The 15,732-nt window shown below is 37.3% G+C and carries 17 protein-coding genes; 10 read left to right on the top strand and 7 right to left on the bottom strand.

The window, feature by feature from the left end:
• Positions 1-3 precede the first annotated feature (3 nt).
• Entirely contained in the window at positions 4-867 is an 864-nt protein-coding gene (locus tag A37Q_RS0113485) for a LysR family transcriptional regulator (protein WP_018300817.1), read from the bottom strand.
• 195 nt (positions 868-1,062) lie between these two features.
• On the opposite strand from A37Q_RS0113485, the gene A37Q_RS0113490 reads away from it, so the two are divergent.
• From A37Q_RS0113490 to A37Q_RS0113520, 7 genes are all read left to right on the top strand, one after another.
• A complete protein-coding gene (locus tag A37Q_RS0113490) occupies positions 1,063-1,815 on the top strand; it encodes an amino acid ABC transporter ATP-binding protein (protein ID WP_018300818.1) in 753 nt (250 codons plus the stop codon).
• A gap of 32 nt (positions 1,816-1,847) precedes the next feature.
• On the top strand, positions 1,848-2,627 hold the full coding sequence (locus tag A37Q_RS0113495; protein ID WP_018300819.1) for a transporter substrate-binding domain-containing protein: 780 nt from the start codon (positions 1,848-1,850) through the stop codon (positions 2,625-2,627).
• Complete coding sequence (locus A37Q_RS15630) at positions 2,614-3,294, top strand: ABC transporter permease subunit (RefSeq protein WP_018300820.1); 681 nt, start codon at positions 2,614-2,616, stop codon at positions 3,292-3,294. Before A37Q_RS0113495 ends, A37Q_RS15630 begins: the two co-directional genes overlap by 14 nt.
• Positions 3,275-3,961 carry an ABC transporter permease subunit gene (locus A37Q_RS15635; protein ID WP_018300821.1) on the top strand — a complete coding sequence of 229 codons (687 nt, stop codon included), beginning with the start codon at positions 3,275-3,277 and terminating at the stop codon, positions 3,959-3,961. The genes A37Q_RS15630 and A37Q_RS15635 overlap by 20 nt, the downstream gene beginning before the upstream one ends.
• 105 nt (positions 3,962-4,066) lie before the next feature.
• Positions 4,067-5,188: an ABC transporter ATP-binding protein gene (locus A37Q_RS0113510; protein ID WP_018300822.1), complete on the top strand. Its 1,122-nt coding sequence runs from the start codon at positions 4,067-4,069 to the stop codon at positions 5,186-5,188.
• Between the two features lie 62 nt (positions 5,189-5,250).
• A complete protein-coding gene (locus A37Q_RS0113515; protein ID WP_411763041.1) occupies positions 5,251-6,081 on the top strand; it encodes an ABC transporter permease in 831 nt (276 codons plus the stop codon).
• Between the two features lie 8 nt (positions 6,082-6,089).
• Entirely contained in the window at positions 6,090-6,905 is an 816-nt protein-coding gene (locus A37Q_RS0113520; RefSeq protein WP_018300824.1) for an ABC transporter permease, read from the top strand.
• Between the two features lie 22 nt (positions 6,906-6,927).
• Here the strand turns inward: A37Q_RS0113520 and A37Q_RS0113525 are convergent, their stop codons facing one another.
• Positions 6,928-8,010 carry an alkene reductase gene (locus tag A37Q_RS0113525; protein WP_018300825.1) on the bottom strand — a complete coding sequence of 361 codons (1,083 nt, stop codon included), beginning with the start codon at positions 8,008-8,010 and terminating at the stop codon, positions 6,928-6,930.
• Positions 8,011-8,118: 108 nt separating this feature from the next.
• Positions 8,119-8,469, bottom strand: coding sequence for a putative quinol monooxygenase (locus A37Q_RS0113530; RefSeq protein WP_018300826.1), 351 nt, complete (start codon positions 8,467-8,469; stop codon positions 8,119-8,121).
• Positions 8,470-8,730: 261 nt separating this feature from the next.
• Here A37Q_RS0113530 and A37Q_RS15640 point away from each other — a divergent pair, with 261 nt between their 5' ends.
• A complete protein-coding gene (locus A37Q_RS15640) occupies positions 8,731-10,194 on the top strand; it encodes a multicopper oxidase family protein (protein ID WP_018300827.1) in 1,464 nt (487 codons plus the stop codon).
• An 11-nt stretch (positions 10,195-10,205) separates the two neighbouring features.
• On the opposite strand, the gene A37Q_RS15645 is transcribed toward A37Q_RS15640, so the two are convergent.
• Together A37Q_RS15645 and A37Q_RS0113545 are read right to left on the bottom strand one after the other, a co-directional pair.
• Positions 10,206-11,225 (bottom strand): recombination-associated protein RdgC, encoded by a 1,020-nt coding sequence (locus A37Q_RS15645; RefSeq protein ID WP_018300828.1) that lies wholly within the window; start codon positions 11,223-11,225, stop codon positions 10,206-10,208.
• Between the two features lie 116 nt (positions 11,226-11,341).
• Positions 11,342-12,142, bottom strand: coding sequence for an outer membrane protein assembly factor BamD (locus A37Q_RS0113545; RefSeq protein ID WP_018300829.1), 801 nt, complete (start codon positions 12,140-12,142; stop codon positions 11,342-11,344).
• Positions 12,143-12,227: 85 nt separating this feature from the next.
• On the opposite strand from A37Q_RS0113545, the gene rluD reads away from it, so the two are divergent.
• Positions 12,228-13,310 carry a 23S rRNA pseudouridine(1911/1915/1917) synthase RluD gene (gene rluD, locus A37Q_RS0113550; RefSeq protein WP_018300830.1) on the top strand — a complete coding sequence of 361 codons (1,083 nt, stop codon included), beginning with the start codon at positions 12,228-12,230 and terminating at the stop codon, positions 13,308-13,310.
• 36 nt (positions 13,311-13,346) lie between these two features.
• Here rluD and trhA read toward each other — a convergent pair whose 3' ends face one another.
• Positions 13,347-14,030, bottom strand: coding sequence for a PAQR family membrane homeostasis protein TrhA (trhA, locus tag A37Q_RS0113555; protein ID WP_018300831.1), 684 nt, complete (start codon positions 14,028-14,030; stop codon positions 13,347-13,349).
• A gap of 138 nt (positions 14,031-14,168) precedes the next feature.
• Here trhA and A37Q_RS15650 point away from each other — a divergent pair, with 138 nt between their 5' ends.
• Positions 14,169-14,984: a YiiX/YebB-like N1pC/P60 family cysteine hydrolase gene (locus tag A37Q_RS15650; protein ID WP_018300832.1), complete on the top strand. Its 816-nt coding sequence runs from the start codon at positions 14,169-14,171 to the stop codon at positions 14,982-14,984.
• On the opposite strand, the gene nfsA is transcribed toward A37Q_RS15650, so the two are convergent.
• Complete coding sequence (gene nfsA / locus A37Q_RS0113565; RefSeq protein WP_018300833.1) at positions 14,968-15,696, bottom strand: oxygen-insensitive NADPH nitroreductase; 729 nt, start codon at positions 15,694-15,696, stop codon at positions 14,968-14,970. The genes A37Q_RS15650 and nfsA overlap by 17 nt on opposite strands.
• Positions 15,697-15,732: the final 36 nt, after the last annotated feature.

Below are 15,732 nucleotides of genomic sequence, written 5' to 3' on the forward strand. Positions count from 1 at the left end.
TTTTTAATTAATTACTTCGACTATTTTTGCAAAATACTCGGGAAGCACCCCCCTATCATACCAGCAAAGTGCAATTTCATGATCATAATACTCTTTTTCATTCATGATAACGACTTCTTTATTTTTACAATATTGCTTATAAAACTCTTCTGTTACAACAGTATAACCGAGCGCATTTTCAACCAATAGTGATAAATCCTCCGGCGAGTTAATAAAGTGCCTATCTTTTCTTGCCAACTCAAATAAGTTGAATTTCTTAAGGTAGCTATAGGTAATATCATCACTCGGATCAAAATCAACAATGTTTTCACTTGAGATAATCTCTGTAATGTCACGACTAACCCACGCTGCAGGAATTAGCATTTTATATCGCTCTGGTCTTAAAGTTTTGGTGCAGACTTCCTTTGAGACATGTTTTTTTTGCACAATCGCCATATCAACTTTGCCGGCCTTAAGATCAAGATGTCTTAACTCCAGATCATTAATTTGAAAGTGTACTCTTAATTGGGGATATAATTTAATGGTATCTGAGACGGAGGATAAAATCCTTGTTTTCATTACTGTTGATGAAGATAAAATTGTCAGGTTAATAATGTAACTCTCATCCACAGCGCCAAGCGTTTGCATGTAGCTTGCTTCTAGTTTTTTTAAGTTATGACAGTATCGAAGCAGTATTTCGCCCTCGGAAGTTAACTGCATGCCTTTTCTTGAACGGATAAAAAGCGGCGTTTTAAGCTTTTGCTCTAATAATTTAATCCGCTGCGTTACAGCTGTCTGTGTTAAAAATAATATTTCAGCTGCACTATGAACGCTTTTTGCTTTCGCTACTGCAATAAATGCTTCTAACTGTGGATTCAACATGATCATTTTAATTCATCACTTAATAAAAATAATTTATTTTATTGATGTATAAACTTAGATTACCATAGCCTTCATTAAATGAGAATATAAATACACTACTTACAAATCGTTTTGTTTTGTAGCTGTAAAACTACGATTCGCTTTGACATTCGCTCAAGAATGCTTTTTGATGTAGTAAGACGGGTAACAGAATTACTTTCCATGCTGACATTAACAAATATACACAAATCTTATGGTGATGATGCCGTACTTAACGGCATTGATTTAACCTTATCTAAAGGGAAGGTTCTTGTTCTTTTGGGACCAAGCGGCTCTGGTAAGAGTACACTCCTTAAATGTATTAATCTTCTGGAGACTCCCTCTTCTGGATCTATGCACTTAAATGACAAGTTATATGACTTTAATCAAACTAGAACAAAACTCTCAGCAAAAACACTGCAATCGCTTAGAAATGAAGTGGGAATGGTGTTTCAACAATTTAATTTATGGAGTCACTTAAATGTGCTTCACAATTTAACGCTTGCTGCAAGAAAAGTACTGAAGCTCTCTAAAAATGAAGCAGAGAAAAAAGCAGTTTCCTTATTAAAACAACTTGGATTAGAGAGCAAAAAAGAAAGCTACCCTGCAATGCTATCTGGCGGACAAAAGCAGCGTGTATCCATTGCTAGATCTCTTATGATGTCACCTCAAATTATGTTATTTGATGAACCAACCTCTGCACTTGACCCAGAAATGGTTAATGAAGTTCTCGCAATGATAAAATCTTTAAAAGAAAATGGAATGACCATGATTATTTCAACACATGAGATTGAATTTGCAAAAGCCATTGCTGATGAAGTGATCTTTATCGAAGGAGGTAAAGTGTATGAACAAGGTGGCAGTGAAATCATTGATCAGCCAAAAACTGCTCGCATGTCAAAATTTTTGAATTTAATGAACCATGAACAAGTTTAAAAACTTTAAAAAAAACCAACGGGAGAAGCGTGATGACTACTAAAAATAATAAGCTCTGCAAACTACTTTCTATTGCAGCATTGACCACTATGGCATTTGGTGCAAGTTATGCAGATCAGATTAATATCAAATTTGCAACCAATGCAACCTATCCTCCTTTTGTGAGTAAAAATGCACAAGGAAAAATGATCGGCTATGATATTGATGTTGTCCATGCTATTTGTAAAGATATCAAAGCAAAATGTAGCATTGAGGATACTTCCTTTGAAGCGTTAATTCCTTCACTAACTTTAGGCAAATATGATGCAATTTTTGGTGGACTATCTATCACACCTAAGCGCCAGCAAGTGGTTGATTTTACTAAGCCGCTTTATCAAAATGCAGCAACTTTTATTGTTGCCAAAGATAGCGAATTTTCATTAAAACAATCTGAAATGGATGGCAAAGTTATTGGCTACCAACAAGGCAACACTTTCCCGAATTATATCAAAGCGACCTACGGGAGCAAAGTAAAGCTTAAAGCTTATCCTTCTCCTGCTTTGGCATTTCAAGATCTTATACACCATCGAATCGATGCTGTAATGCTTGATAAGATTGTTGCAACAGATATGCTGAGAAAACAAAATAATAAAGATTATATAACTGTTGGCGATATCTACAATGCAAAATACTTTGGCATTGGCAGCGGTATTGCGGTGAAAAAAGGCAATCAAACACTACTTAAGGAGCTTGATCAAAGCATCCATACACTACATCAAAATGGCACCATTAAAAAGTTGCAAAAGAAATGGCATTTAGATGAACAATCTTGAGTACTTTTTACAAATCATCTATGCGCTGAAGATAACTGTTTTTTTAGCTTTAGGCGCATTGATATTAGGTCTTGTATTGGGTCTTCTTGGTGCTTTAATGGAAAGAGGAATGCTTCTCTTTCGCATTATCGCACAAATTTGGCATTTAATTATTCGAGCATTGCCAGAGATTATTGTTATTTTTATTTTCTACTTTGGTCTTAGTATTGTTTTAAGTGCACTCCTTCATACTTATGTTGAAGTCAGTGCCTTTCTCTCTGGCGTGATCGCACTTGGTATTATTTTTGGCGCTTATGCTTCACAAATTATCCAATCGGCAATGAATAGCATTGACCAAGGTGAAATAGATGCCGCCTTATCGCTTGGCATGTCCAAATATCAAGCCTTTATAATGATTGCGCTTCCAAATATTGCCAAACATGCTTTCCCTGGATTAATGAATTTATGGCTTGTTGTATTAAAAGACAGCTCCATTGTTTCTGTCATTGGTGTTGTTGATATTATGCGCGCATCACAAACTGCCGCGGCACAAAACTTTGCTCCATTAACATTTTATTTATTTGCTGCATTTTTATATTTGCTCTTAACAACTTTATCCTATATTGGAGCACGCTTTTTGAATAAGAAACTACACCATGGGGAGCAGTATGAGCGAATTAGTTTATAACTATGGACAGCTGTGGATCTCTGGGATTATCACCACAGTGTCACTTACTATTCTCGCTATTATTATTGCGCTTTTTCTCTCTTTAGCACTTGCATGGTTAAAGTTAAAGGAATATAGCGTGATAAGTGGCATTATTGATATCTACCTATATCTTGTTCGCGGCACGCCATTTCTAATACAGCTTTTTTTAATCTACTACGGAAGTGGTCAAATATCATGGATCAATAACTCCTTTTTGGGTGATATTTTTGCCAATGCTTTTATTAGTGGACTCATTGCCCTTATTATTAACTCGACAGCGTATGCAACTGTGCTTATTTATGGTGGTTTGCAAAATCTTAATCGTGATGAGCTCTTAAGCGCAAAAGCCTCTGGCCTTAGTTCATGGCAAAGCTTTATTTATATTATGCTACCCAGTTTGTTTTACCGCATTTTTCCTGCTTATATCAATGAGATGATCATGGTGTTAAAATGCTCTGCCTTAGTAAGCACAATCACTGTTTTGGATATTACAGGAAGCGCACAAGAAATTATCAGTGATAGCTATCAAAGTTTGAATACACTTCTGATTGCCGCGGTATTTTATCTACTCATTACACTGATCTTAGCGGTGCCGACAAAGGCCATTTTTAGCTGGATGTTTAACAAGCGTTTCAAGCGCATTTAAAAATACACTTTTAGCTGATAAAAGTTTCTTTCCATTTGAGTGAAATATCACTATGATACCCCTACTAAATTTGACATATCCTAACCAATGGGGGATTTATGCCCAATGGAGCGTACAACTCATAAAAAACCGCTTGTTAGCATTCGTAATCTGATTAAACGTTTTGATGACGGCCATACTGCTGTTGATGGTATTTCCTTAGATATTTATCCAAAAGAGTTTTTTGCCTTACTTGGAAGCTCAGGAAGCGGAAAAAGTACTTTACTTCGCATGCTTGCAGGATTTGAACAACCAACTGATGGTAAAATTCTAATTGATGGCGTTGATATGACACATATTCCACCTTATGATCGCCCTGTGAATATGATGTTTCAATCCTATGCGCTTTTTCCACATATGAGTATTGAGCAAAATATTGCATTTGGTTTAAAGCAAGATAAGTTACCAAAAGATGAAATTCAAAAGCGCACTCATTCTGCCCTCAAGATCATCAAAATGGAGCATTTAGCCAAAAGAAAGCCACACCAACTATCAGGTGGACAGCGCCAAAGAGCCGCTCTTGCTAGATGTCTTGCCAAACGTCCAAAGCTTATTTTACTTGATGAACCACTCTCTGCACTTGATAAGAATTTACGTGATCAGATGAAGTTTGAGCTTGTTGATATTCAAGAGCAAACAGGCAGCACCTTTATTATGGTAACGCATGATCAAGAAGAAGCCATGACGATGGCCTCTCGAATCGGCATTATGTCTGATGGCTGGTTAGAGCAAGTCAGCCCACCAGAGGAAGTGTATGAGTTCCCGAAAAGTCGTTTTGTCGCCAACTTCATTGGTAAAAGTGCTATTTTTGAGGCTTCAATTACCAGAATTGGTGATGATTACAGCATTATTGATTCTGATGAAACACGCTGTTCATTTAAAGTTGATCGAAAGCTAGAAGGTATTGAAGCTCAACAAATATGGGTTGGCTTACGACCTGAAAAAATCTCAATCTCTAAAGAGCCACCTGAGGCATATAACCCCAAAAAACCGGTTAATATGCTGGTTGGAAAAGTGCAAGATATCGCCTATATGGGCGGGCTTTCAACCTATCATGTTGTGACCGCTGCCGGCAAACTCATTAAAGCCACTGATTTTAATATTGAACGTAACGCAGACCACCCAACTTGGGATGACACAGTCTATCTTAGCTGGGAGCAAGAAAGTATCATGGTGCTTTACTCATGAAGTCTTTATCTTCTGCACTTGATACACAAAAATGGCAGCGAAGAGTTATCGTCGCCATTCCGATGCTATGGTTTATCATTTTTCTTCTTATTCCCTTTTTATTTGTTGTTGCAATCAGTTTTACAGTTCCTGCAAATGGGACGCCTCCCTTTAGTGCAATTTTAAGTTATACCGATCAAACACTACATATTATATTGCATCTAGAGAACTATATTCACACGCTGCATGCCAAGCTTATTTATATTGCTCTTTATGATTCAATTAGTGTTGCATTAATTACAACGCTATTATGTATCTTAATCGGCTATCCAATCGCGCTTGCCTTATCAAGAATGAAAAAAGGCGCACAGCAGTTATTTTTAGTACTCATTATCATTCCCTATTGGACCTCATTTCTACTACGTACTTATGCTTGGGTAACCGTGCTTGGCAACCACCAATTAAACGAATTTTTAATGTGGCTTGGCCTTCCCAGCATGGGCCTTTTATATAACAACTTTTCTATGTATTTAGGCATGGTTTACTGCTATTTGCCCTTTTTAATTCTGCCTTTGTATGCAAGTTTAATCAAACTTGATCCTATTTTAAATGATGCTGCGGCCGATCTTGGTGCAAAACCAATGAGCACCTTTTTTAAGATCACTTTACCGTTATCTATGCCAGGGCTTATTGCAGGCAGTCTTCTTGTATTTATTCCCGCAGTCGGTGAGGTGGTTGTACCACAAATTATGGGTGGCTTAAACAATATCATGATTGGTAGTGTTATCTGGGATCAATTCTTCACAGCGAACAACTGGGGCATGTCAGCGGCTATTTCAGTAATTCTATTGATCATTTTGGTGCTTCCAATGATTTGGATGCAAAAAATTCAACAACGTCAAGTACATTACTAGGAGAAAAGATGCGATTATTTCCTTTTAGTAAAATCATGTTAATACTTGGACTGATATTCTTATATATCCCTCTGGTTGTTTTAATTCTCTTTTCTTTTAGTAATTCTGAGATTATTAATCTATGGGGCGGTTTTACATTAGATTGGTATAAAGAGCTGTTTCAAGACAGTGATATTATTAATGCCGCATTAGTGAGCCTTCAAGTAGCAGTCGTCGCCTCCCTTGCTGCAACTATTCTTGGCACAATCATTGCCTATAGTATCACACGATTTAAGCGCTTTCGTGGCAAACACTTTCTTTATGGCATGACAATTACACCACTTGTTTTGCCTGATATTGTCCTAGGTGTCTCTTTGCTTTTAATGTTCACTTCTTTACAAGGCATTATCGGCTGGCCACATGGTCGCGGGATGATGACAATTATCTTGGCGCATATTACCTTTTGTACCGCCTATGTTACCATTGTAATGCAAGCACGAATCAGAAGCGTTGATTTATCCATTGAAGAGGCAGCGATGGATCTTGGCGCAAAGCCACTGAAAGTATTTTTTCAAATTACATTACCACAGATTATTCCATCTTTGATCGCCTCATTTTTATTAGCATTTACCTTATCTATTGATGATTTGGTCATTACTGAATTTGTTGCTGGCAGCTCTGATCCGACATTACCTATGTATATTTACTCAACAGTTAAAAATGGCCCAACGCCTGAAATTAATGCCTTAGCCACCATTATGATTGCCATTATTTCAACCGTTGTTGTTATTGGGGCGTTTATTACATTTAAAGTAGAAAATAATAAGAAAAAGAAAAATAGATAGGGCGAATATCTTTAATGTAAATTTATGATGCTTTAGAGGACAAAAAAGGATAGTCTATATAACCCTCTTGCCCACCAAGGTAAAAGGTTGTTGAATCAGGGACATTACGTTTTTCATTTTGCTCAAACCTTGAAACAAGATCAGGGTTTGCGATAAATAACTGCCCCCAGCTTGCTGCATCGGCAATACCACTTTCAATAGCACTTTCAGCTTCAGATTTAGATAACTGCTGATTAATCACATAAGCACCACCAAATGCCTTTTTTAATTTTTGCGTTAAATCATCACTGCCTAGATTAGCGCGAGCAAATAAAAAGGCAAGTTTTCGTCTTCCCAGCTCTTTTGCTATATATGAAAAAGTCTCAACTGGATTAGAGTCACCCATGTCATGGGCATCACACCTAGGGGCTAAATGCATCCCAACACGATCAGCGCCCCATACACCACACACAGCATCTGTTACTTCAAGCATAAAACGTGCTCTTTTCTCAAGCGTTCCACCATACTCATCCTCACGTAAATTGGTACTATCTTGCAAAAACTGATCTAATAAATAACCATTAGCGCCATGTATCTCAACACCATCAAAACCGGCTTTTTTTGCATTTTTTGCCCCTTGCTCAAATGCTTTTATCGTTTCTTGAATCTCATCAATGCTCATTGCTTTTGGTGTTTCGAAATCACGTATTGGTCGCACAAGTGATGGGTGACCTGCTGGCTTTACGGCACTTGGCGCTAGAGGCAGTTTACCATTTAAATATAATGAAGCTGATATTCTTCCAACATGCCATAGTTGTAATATAATCTTGCCTCCTTCTTGGTGAACAGCATCTGTTACTTTTTGCCAGCCTTTCACTTGCTCTTCACTCCAAATACCAGGAGTCTGAGGGTAGCCTACCCCCATAGGACAAACTGAAGTCGCCTCAGTAATGATAAGCCCTGCACTTGAACGTTGTTTGTAATACTTGACCATAAGATCATTTGGCGCACGTGTTCTCTCATCCGCTCGGCATCTTGTCAGTGGTGCCATAATCATTCTATTTTTTAGGTTTAAAGCACCTAATTTCACGGGGGTAAGTAATATATCATTCGTCTTTTTTTCCACTAGAATTCTCCTATTTTGCTATTTATCCTTTTCATGCAAGTTTTGCAGCATGTAATCTTTAAAAACATGTTATAAACAATATGTAAATCCGCATATAGAGTAAATGCATTACTCATCCAAATAATAGTATACCGGTGACATTGCTGCCAAATGTTCATGTAACTTTTGAAGCTCCACCCTTGGACCATGTACCTCAAGTTGCACAATCTCCGATACAGATAACAGCTCATCAATCAAAGTCTTGGTGCTTTCTATATGTTCAAGTAAAGCCAGTGCATTAATATAACCCTCTCGACAATGCATCATGTGATCGTTAAACGTAAAATTATAAAACAAACACCCAGACTCCTTTTGCGTCAATGACACCAATTGCTTTGTAATTGACTTTGCTTGCTCAAGCGCACCGTCATTGATTTTAAAGTAAGGAACAATCGTACAAAAATTATCATTTAGTTTCATTGGAAAACCCCTCTTTTGTGATTCAGGTTAATATTTTTATTTTACAAGGTAGAGTCAGTATAGCTCTCATCTTTTAGTGATAGCCAGCATAACAGCCAACTAATAGAGCTATTTCATAATATTTCAATACTCTGCTTTGTCCTAATAAGTGACATCTCAAATATTGCTATTTATAAAAATTTTGTCTTGACTTTAACCTATAGGTAAAGCTGTATTTTACTCATATAGACAATGTGATAATAAATAACCTGAGGAAAGACCATGAAACTGATTCGCTTCATTTATATCATTAGCATTATGATGATAACCAGTAGCGCACTACTGATTGCAGCCCCCATCAATCTTTATGTAAAAAAAGAGAAAATAAACATTAATAATAAGACCGCCCAAGTTTATACCATTCAACAGAAAAACAAACAAGAAGGCTTTATTGGCACTGTTGGCGATAATTTTAATGCCATTATTCATAATGACACACAATCACCACTTACCCTTCACTGGCATGGCTTAATTGATCCAAGTAAAGAAGATGGTGTGCCTTATTTGAGTCAGCTTCCTTTGATGCCAGGGAAAACTGAACATATCAAATTCCCTCTTGTACAAGCAGGTACTTATTGGATGCATTCACATTATCAGCTTCAAGAAGGCTCACTGATGTCTGCCCCCTTTATTATTTTGCCTAAAAAACCAAGAGCTATTGCCAAAGATGCAAAAGACATCACGGTTATGATTGAAGACTATAGTTTTAAAGCACCTGAGGCGATTCTTGCTGATTTAATTAAAAACTCACAAAAGCCAATGAAAGGTGACAGTAAGCCTGATTTATTTGATGTGAAATCAGATGCCTTGCTCGCCAATAGACACACGCTGAATAACCCTCAAGTTATTGATGTGCAAGCGAATCAAAAAATACGACTTCGCATGATTAATGCCGCCTCAGCGAATAATGTCTATGTTAAGTTTCCAAAGTCCATTATCGCAGCAGCAATTGCCAAAGATGGCTCTAATCTTAAGCCTTATTATGGACAAAAATTTCAACTCAGTGTTGCCAGTAGATTAGACTTTATATTTACGGTTCCCCAAGTAAAAGAAGGTGTTTTCCCAGTATTTATTCAAGCAGAAGGCAGAAGACTCAGAACCGGAATTATCTTTCGTGTAGGTAATGCTAAATTACCTGTTTATTCGGAGTATGCCAATAAAAAAACAAAAGGATTTAGCTATTTACAATATTACAATATGCACCCACTCAAAGCACTTAAAAAACGACCGGTTGACAGAACACTTATCTATAATCTCACTGGAAAAATGTCTGGTTATATATGGGGTATTAACGGTGCCTCATGGCCTAATATTAAACCATTTTTTATTAAAGAAGGTCAAAGAGTGCAAATGATCATTAACAACACCACTTCAATGGCACACCCAATGCACTTACATGGTCATGTTTTTCAGTTAATTGCTATTAATGGCACTTACATTAATGGATTTGAAGGAGACACAATTGATGTTCTACCGCACAGTAGCGTGACTCTTGAGTTCGATGCAAATAACCCAGGCATTTGGGCATTTCACTGTCATTTAATGTATCATCTGGCAGCAGGCATGTTCACATCAATCAACTATGCCAAAGTTGACCCACCGCAATTTTATCTCAATAAAATCCACATGACTAAACAACAATATGATACTTGGAAAAAACAGAATCTATCAACCAGTACAGAATGATCTCAATCTTTCTAAAGAGAACCCGGTGTTTCTACTTCAGTATTTTCAAGAGGCTCAGAGGCCTCTTTTTCTTCATTTAACCCCTCTAATGGCGCTTCATCAAGTGACTGCTCATTTTGTTCATTTTGCTCTTTTTGATGCTTTGCAAAGATCGCTAAAACCTCAGAGACAAACTCACGCAGTGTCTCAACCATAATGGTAAAATCAGCGTCAAAACGTGCTTCTTTTGTTTCAGTAACAATATCATTGGCTTTATCTTGAACATACTCTAAATATTTAATAGATTTAATCATAAATTCATCGTTGAGAATAAATGACAATTGCTCTTGCCATGACAAGCCAAGTTGCACTACCTCTCTTCCAGTATCAATCAAAGACTGGATATCCTCTGTTAACAGATTCTGCTTTTGACAGCGAATAACACCAGATGAATCTTCATTGTCCTGTAATACACACTGATCTTCAATGGTAAGACTCTGTGGGTATTCATTTGTCTTTACCCAATTGGTTAAAATCATTGATATTGGTAACAACTCTGGAATGCGGATTTTGAGACTTCCTAATGCTTTACGTAAATTGACAGTCACTAAATCTGCTTTTTTGCTTGAAGCTGCATTGACGATAAAAAGCCCTTTTAACTGGTCAATATAAGCATAGGTCACTGTATTTCGTGTAAAGGCGCGCGGTAAAAGCGTCTGAAAAATTTCCTCTTTTAATGTATCTTTTTCTTTTTTCTTAACTTTTCTGGACTCTCTAAGCTCTATTTCCTCTACTTTTTCATCTAATAGCTCTTTCACTACACTTGCAGGAACAATTTTTTCTTGCACTTGAAATGCAATCATAATTGCACCTTGCGCTTGATGGATTAATGGACCATCATGTGTAGAAAATGGAGAAACCCAGCCCATAGAAATAGGAACGCTAGATCCACAAGGGACAAACTTATGATCACTAAGTGCTTTTTCTAGTGCATCGCACTCTGTCTCAAAAGGTGCTAAAAATTCAAATATTGATAAGTTTTTAAACCACATAAAATTTTCCTCTTCATCTTAAATAAAAGTGGCACAAAAAAAGACTCGTGCCAATTCTATTTTTACTGCTTTTATCGTATTTTTTTAAAAATATGGTGGTTAACACCAAGGGTGTACTATTTAAAAATAACCGTCTGCTTTTTCGCCGCATTTTCTAAGGATTTTAAATAGCTGTTCTTTGGATAGTTTTTTCTTAAAATTTCAAGATATTCCTCTGACTGATCAGGAAGTTTCAAAATATCATAGGCCTGAATGGTTAAGACCAATGCATCTTGAATAGCATTACTTTGCGGATAGTCTTTGATAACGATTTTTGCACGGTTAATCGCAGCGACATAGGCTTCATGATCAAAATAAAACTTAGCAATATTGTACTGGTACTCTCCAACCGTGTTATTAATATAAATCATCCGCCTTGTCGCATCTTCCACATAGCTGCCTTTTGGATTAATCAATACCGCTTTTTTAAACTGATTATATGCTTCAATATAGGCTTGTGGATCATGTTGAGCCATGTCATATGGAAGGCGCCTTTGTAAAAAGCCTCGCCCATTATCAAAGTTCATCACACCCATCATATAATACACATACCCCAGATGTTTAGAAGTTGGATAGGCTCTTAGAAATTGCTGGGCAAGACCCAGCGCCATTGCTGAGTCATTATTTTGATAATACGCATAAATTAAATCTAAATTTCCAAGCTCGGTATATTTTTGAAATGGATATTGCGCATTCAATGATCGAAAGGTTTTAATGGCATCATAGAAATCTTCATTTTGAATCTGCTCATGGCCTTTGGCATAGATATACTTTGCACTTTCGCCCTGGTAAGGCAAAGGCTCTTTATCTGTAGAGGCACACCCTGTCACAAGGGCTAAAACACTCGCACCAACAACTGCCATTAAACTCTTTTTCATTTATTTACCTTTATTTGTTAACTTAAATGGGATTTATTCGTTAAAATACTCCCAATTAAAGTAATACATTACGTGGAATTTATTTGTGTCACATCATACCGCATTTAGCGATATTCATCAAAATGTTATTGTACCAGATGAGCTTGCTGGAAAGCGATTAGATCAGGTATTATCTATGCTTTTTGATAGTTATTCTCGCTCCCAGTTGCAAAAATGGTTAAAGCAAGGTGATATTTTAATCGATGGAGAAATAAAAAAGGCTAAGGATAAGTTAATTGGGGGTGAGCATATTTCATTGAATATTGCCCTTCAAACACAAACTATCTGGCAAGCAGAAAAGATGCCGCTTGATATCATTTATGAAGATCAGGATATTATTGTCATTAATAAGCCTACAGGCTTGGTTGTGCACCCAGGCGCTGGAAACACCTCTGGCACGCTATCAAATGCACTTTTAGCACATGATGAAGCCTTTAGCAAAGTGCCTAGAGCTGGCATTGTCCATCGTTTAGATAAAGATACATCAGGGCTGATGGTTGCGGCAAAAACCCTGAGTGCTCATGCTTCCTTAGTTGATCAATTATCAAAAAGAAAGGTGAAAAGAGAATATGAAGCTATTGCTACAGGCTATATTACTGTAGGCAGTACAATTAAAACCAAAATTGGGCGCTCTCCTCATAATCGCCTTAAAATGGCAGTAACCCCTACAGGTAAAGATGCAATCACTCACTTTATTATTCTCGAGCGATATAGAGGACATACTCGAATTCGTTGCAAACTAGAGACAGGTAGAACACATCAGATTCGCGTTCATATGCAACATGTTCGTGCACCACTTTTAGGCGATCCTGTTTATAACCCACGTTTGAAGTTGGTAAAAGGCAGCTCTGAAGCACTGCAAGAGGTACTTAAAAACTTTAAACGCCAAGCACTTCATGCTTATAAGCTTGCGTTTATACACCCTATTACAAAAGAAGAAGTGACTTTTAGTGCTAAGCCACCTGAAGATATGCAAAGCTTAATTAAGCTGTTAAGAGAAGATGCCAAAGCTTTATATGAATATCAAGATTCATTTGACGACTTTGAGGATTTTGATGAGTTTGAAGCGTATGATGATGACGATGACTATGGTGATGACGATGAAATGGAATTTGAATATCGCCCTTAAACGACATCTGACAACAAATAGTTCTTAGGTTTAAGCTTAATTAACCACTGCTGGCGCAATATAAAGATAGATAGCAAAAAAATGCGCTATGCTTCCTGCTAAAACAAACAAGTGCCAAATGACATGACAATATTGTATGCTTTCATCTAACATATAAAACACCACGCCACTTGTATATAGAATTCCGCCAAGCACAATCCACATTAAACAAGCAGCTGGCAATGCACTGACAATTTGTACGATAAACCCAAGTGCCACCCATCCCATAATGACATAAAGCGCAGTAGAGAGCCAACCATCGCCAAAATAAAAAAGCTTATAAATAAGACCCACTAAAGCCACTCCCCAGAGGATAGAAAAGATAATCCAACCATAGGGGCCATAAAGCGAAATAAGTGCAATGGGTGTATAGGTCCCAGCAATTAGAAAAAATATATTCAGATGATCTGCTTGGCGCAATCTACGCTTCCACTTGGAGGTTTTTGCTGCATGATAACAGCTGGAGGCACCATACATTGACACCAAAGAGGCCCCAAAAATACTCACTCCCACTACATTAATCACACTGCCAAAAGTTGCCGCTTTAACAATCAAAAGTATCAACGCAACAACACTTAATATAGCACCCACAAAATGCGTTAGCGCATTGAACCTTTCTTCATTTTGGCTGTACATATTCTCTTTATTCAGCGCATTATCTGCAAGCGCGCTATTTATCATCTTGATATCCAATGTTCATTGTATTCTCCTACATATTTCGTTATTCCTTTTAAAAAAGCAAGTCATATCCAAAGAAAGTTCTTTTTGATCTACACTTAACTTACAAACACTTACCTACATTGCTATGCTACCGTTAACATGAGCCTTATAGAGAAACTAGCAAACAAAATCACACACTTTTTAACTACCAATGTGGAGAAATCACGAAAAGTGCCCTTGAGTGATTTTAAGGCGCTTTGCCAAAATATTGTGCCTTGTGATGTGATTTTAGTTGAGGGAAGGAGTCGCTCTGCCAAAGCAATTAACTACATAACTAAAAGTGTCTGGACGCATTCGGCTATTTATATTGGGACAGTTAACGAGATACCCTCTTGTTTTAACAAAAGTATGAATTTAATTCAATTCCAACAAACGGATCGTATTATTATTGAGAGCAATTTAGGTGAAGGTGTGATTGTTACAAGCTTAGAAAAATACAAAGAAGAGCATATTCGAATCTGCCGACCTACTGGAATCAGTGAAAATCAGAAAATCACTGTACTCGAATACCTCTCAACACAAATTGGTCATCCATACGATGCACGGCAGATTTTTGATCTGGCACGCTTTTTCTTCCCATGGTGGGTTTTGCCAAGGAAGTGGAGATCAAGTCTGTTCCAACATAATGCACAAAGTCATACCAAAGCAAGCTGCTCACTACTCATTGCAAATGCTTTTATTAATGCACGTTTTCCTATTATCCCAGTAATTGAGAGAAAAGGCTCTTCTCATTATTTTGAAGCCATCATTCGAAACCCAAGACTTTTTGTTCCTGCTGATTTTGACTACTCTCCTTTTTTTAATATTATCAAATATCCTATTATTCAATTAAACGGAAGACATCAAGATCATATCACTTGGGATGACTCAAGCATCAGTAATGATGAATATGGCATCACTAAATCACCGTCATAAAACCTTGCTCTTTCAACGCATTTTGCATAAAAGGTCTCGCTTCTTTTGCCAGTTTGGCCTCAATATCATCTGACCAGCTATTGTCTTTTTTATTATTCGTTCTGTTTTTATAGTACTCTCTCACTTGTTGATCGTATTGATCAAGTGCATCTCTATCGAGTGATTGGTAGCGATCTTCATGTACAAAAATATCAACCGGCAACCTTGGTTTGCACTCTGGGGATTCTTCAGGATACCCTAAACAAAGTCCCATCAAAGGGAATACCTGACAAGGGAGCTCTAAAAGCTTACAAACTTCAAGTGGGTTATTTCTGATGCCGCCAATAAAGACACCACCTAAAGATAATGACTCTGCAGCCAATAGTGCATTTTGCCCCATAATGCCAGCATCAACTGCCCCTAGTATCACCTGCTCAGTATATCCATAGCACCCCTTAGGAACTATCTTTTGATGTCTTGCATAATCAATACAAAACACCCAAAATTCAGCGGCATTTCCTACATAAGGCTGATTACCTGTCAGTGTGACCAGTTTTTCTCTTTTATCCTTATTCACAACACGAATAATACTAACACATTGTACAAAGCTGGAACTTGACGCAGAGATTGCTGCTGTTAAGATTTTCTCTTGTATCTCACGGCTTAATGGTTTTGCCGTAAACTTACGTATTGATCGGTGAGATTTCATTAAATCAACAACCGTATTTTGCATAACATACCCTCTAAATACCTTCCAACTGATTGGCAG

Origin of the sequence: Fangia hongkongensis FSC776 = DSM 21703, assembly GCF_000379445.1 — a bacterium.
In the GTDB taxonomy this organism is placed as follows: Bacteria; Pseudomonadota; Gammaproteobacteria; order Francisellales; family Francisellaceae; genus Fangia; species Fangia hongkongensis.

Coding starts and splice junctions, on each gene's coding strand:
- A37Q_RS0113485 (WP_018300817.1), bottom strand. CDS start 867: ATGATCATGTTGAATCCACAGTTAGAAGCATTTATTGCAGTAGCGAAA.
- A37Q_RS0113490 (WP_018300818.1), top strand. CDS start 1,063: ATGCTGACATTAACAAATATACACAAATCTTATGGTGATGATGCCGTA.
- A37Q_RS0113495 (WP_018300819.1), top strand. CDS start 1,848: ATGACTACTAAAAATAATAAGCTCTGCAAACTACTTTCTATTGCAGCA.
- A37Q_RS15630 (WP_018300820.1), top strand. CDS start 2,614: ATGAACAATCTTGAGTACTTTTTACAAATCATCTATGCGCTGAAGATA.
- A37Q_RS15635 (WP_018300821.1), top strand. CDS start 3,275: ATGAGCGAATTAGTTTATAACTATGGACAGCTGTGGATCTCTGGGATT.
- A37Q_RS0113510 (WP_018300822.1), top strand. CDS start 4,067: ATGGAGCGTACAACTCATAAAAAACCGCTTGTTAGCATTCGTAATCTG.
- A37Q_RS0113515 (WP_411763041.1), top strand. CDS start 5,251: ATGCTATGGTTTATCATTTTTCTTCTTATTCCCTTTTTATTTGTTGTT.
- A37Q_RS0113520 (WP_018300824.1), top strand. CDS start 6,090: ATGCGATTATTTCCTTTTAGTAAAATCATGTTAATACTTGGACTGATA.
- A37Q_RS0113530 (WP_018300826.1), bottom strand. CDS start 8,469: ATGAAACTAAATGATAATTTTTGTACGATTGTTCCTTACTTTAAAATC.
- A37Q_RS15640 (WP_018300827.1), top strand. CDS start 8,731: ATGAAACTGATTCGCTTCATTTATATCATTAGCATTATGATGATAACC.
- A37Q_RS15645 (WP_018300828.1), bottom strand. CDS start 11,225: ATGTGGTTTAAAAACTTATCAATATTTGAATTTTTAGCACCTTTTGAG.
- A37Q_RS0113545 (WP_018300829.1), bottom strand. CDS start 12,142: ATGAAAAAGAGTTTAATGGCAGTTGTTGGTGCGAGTGTTTTAGCCCTT.
- trhA (WP_018300831.1), bottom strand. CDS start 14,030: ATGATAAATAGCGCGCTTGCAGATAATGCGCTGAATAAAGAGAATATG.
- A37Q_RS15650 (WP_018300832.1), top strand. CDS start 14,169: ATGAGCCTTATAGAGAAACTAGCAAACAAAATCACACACTTTTTAACT.
- nfsA (WP_018300833.1), bottom strand. CDS start 15,696: ATGCAAAATACGGTTGTTGATTTAATGAAATCTCACCGATCAATACGT.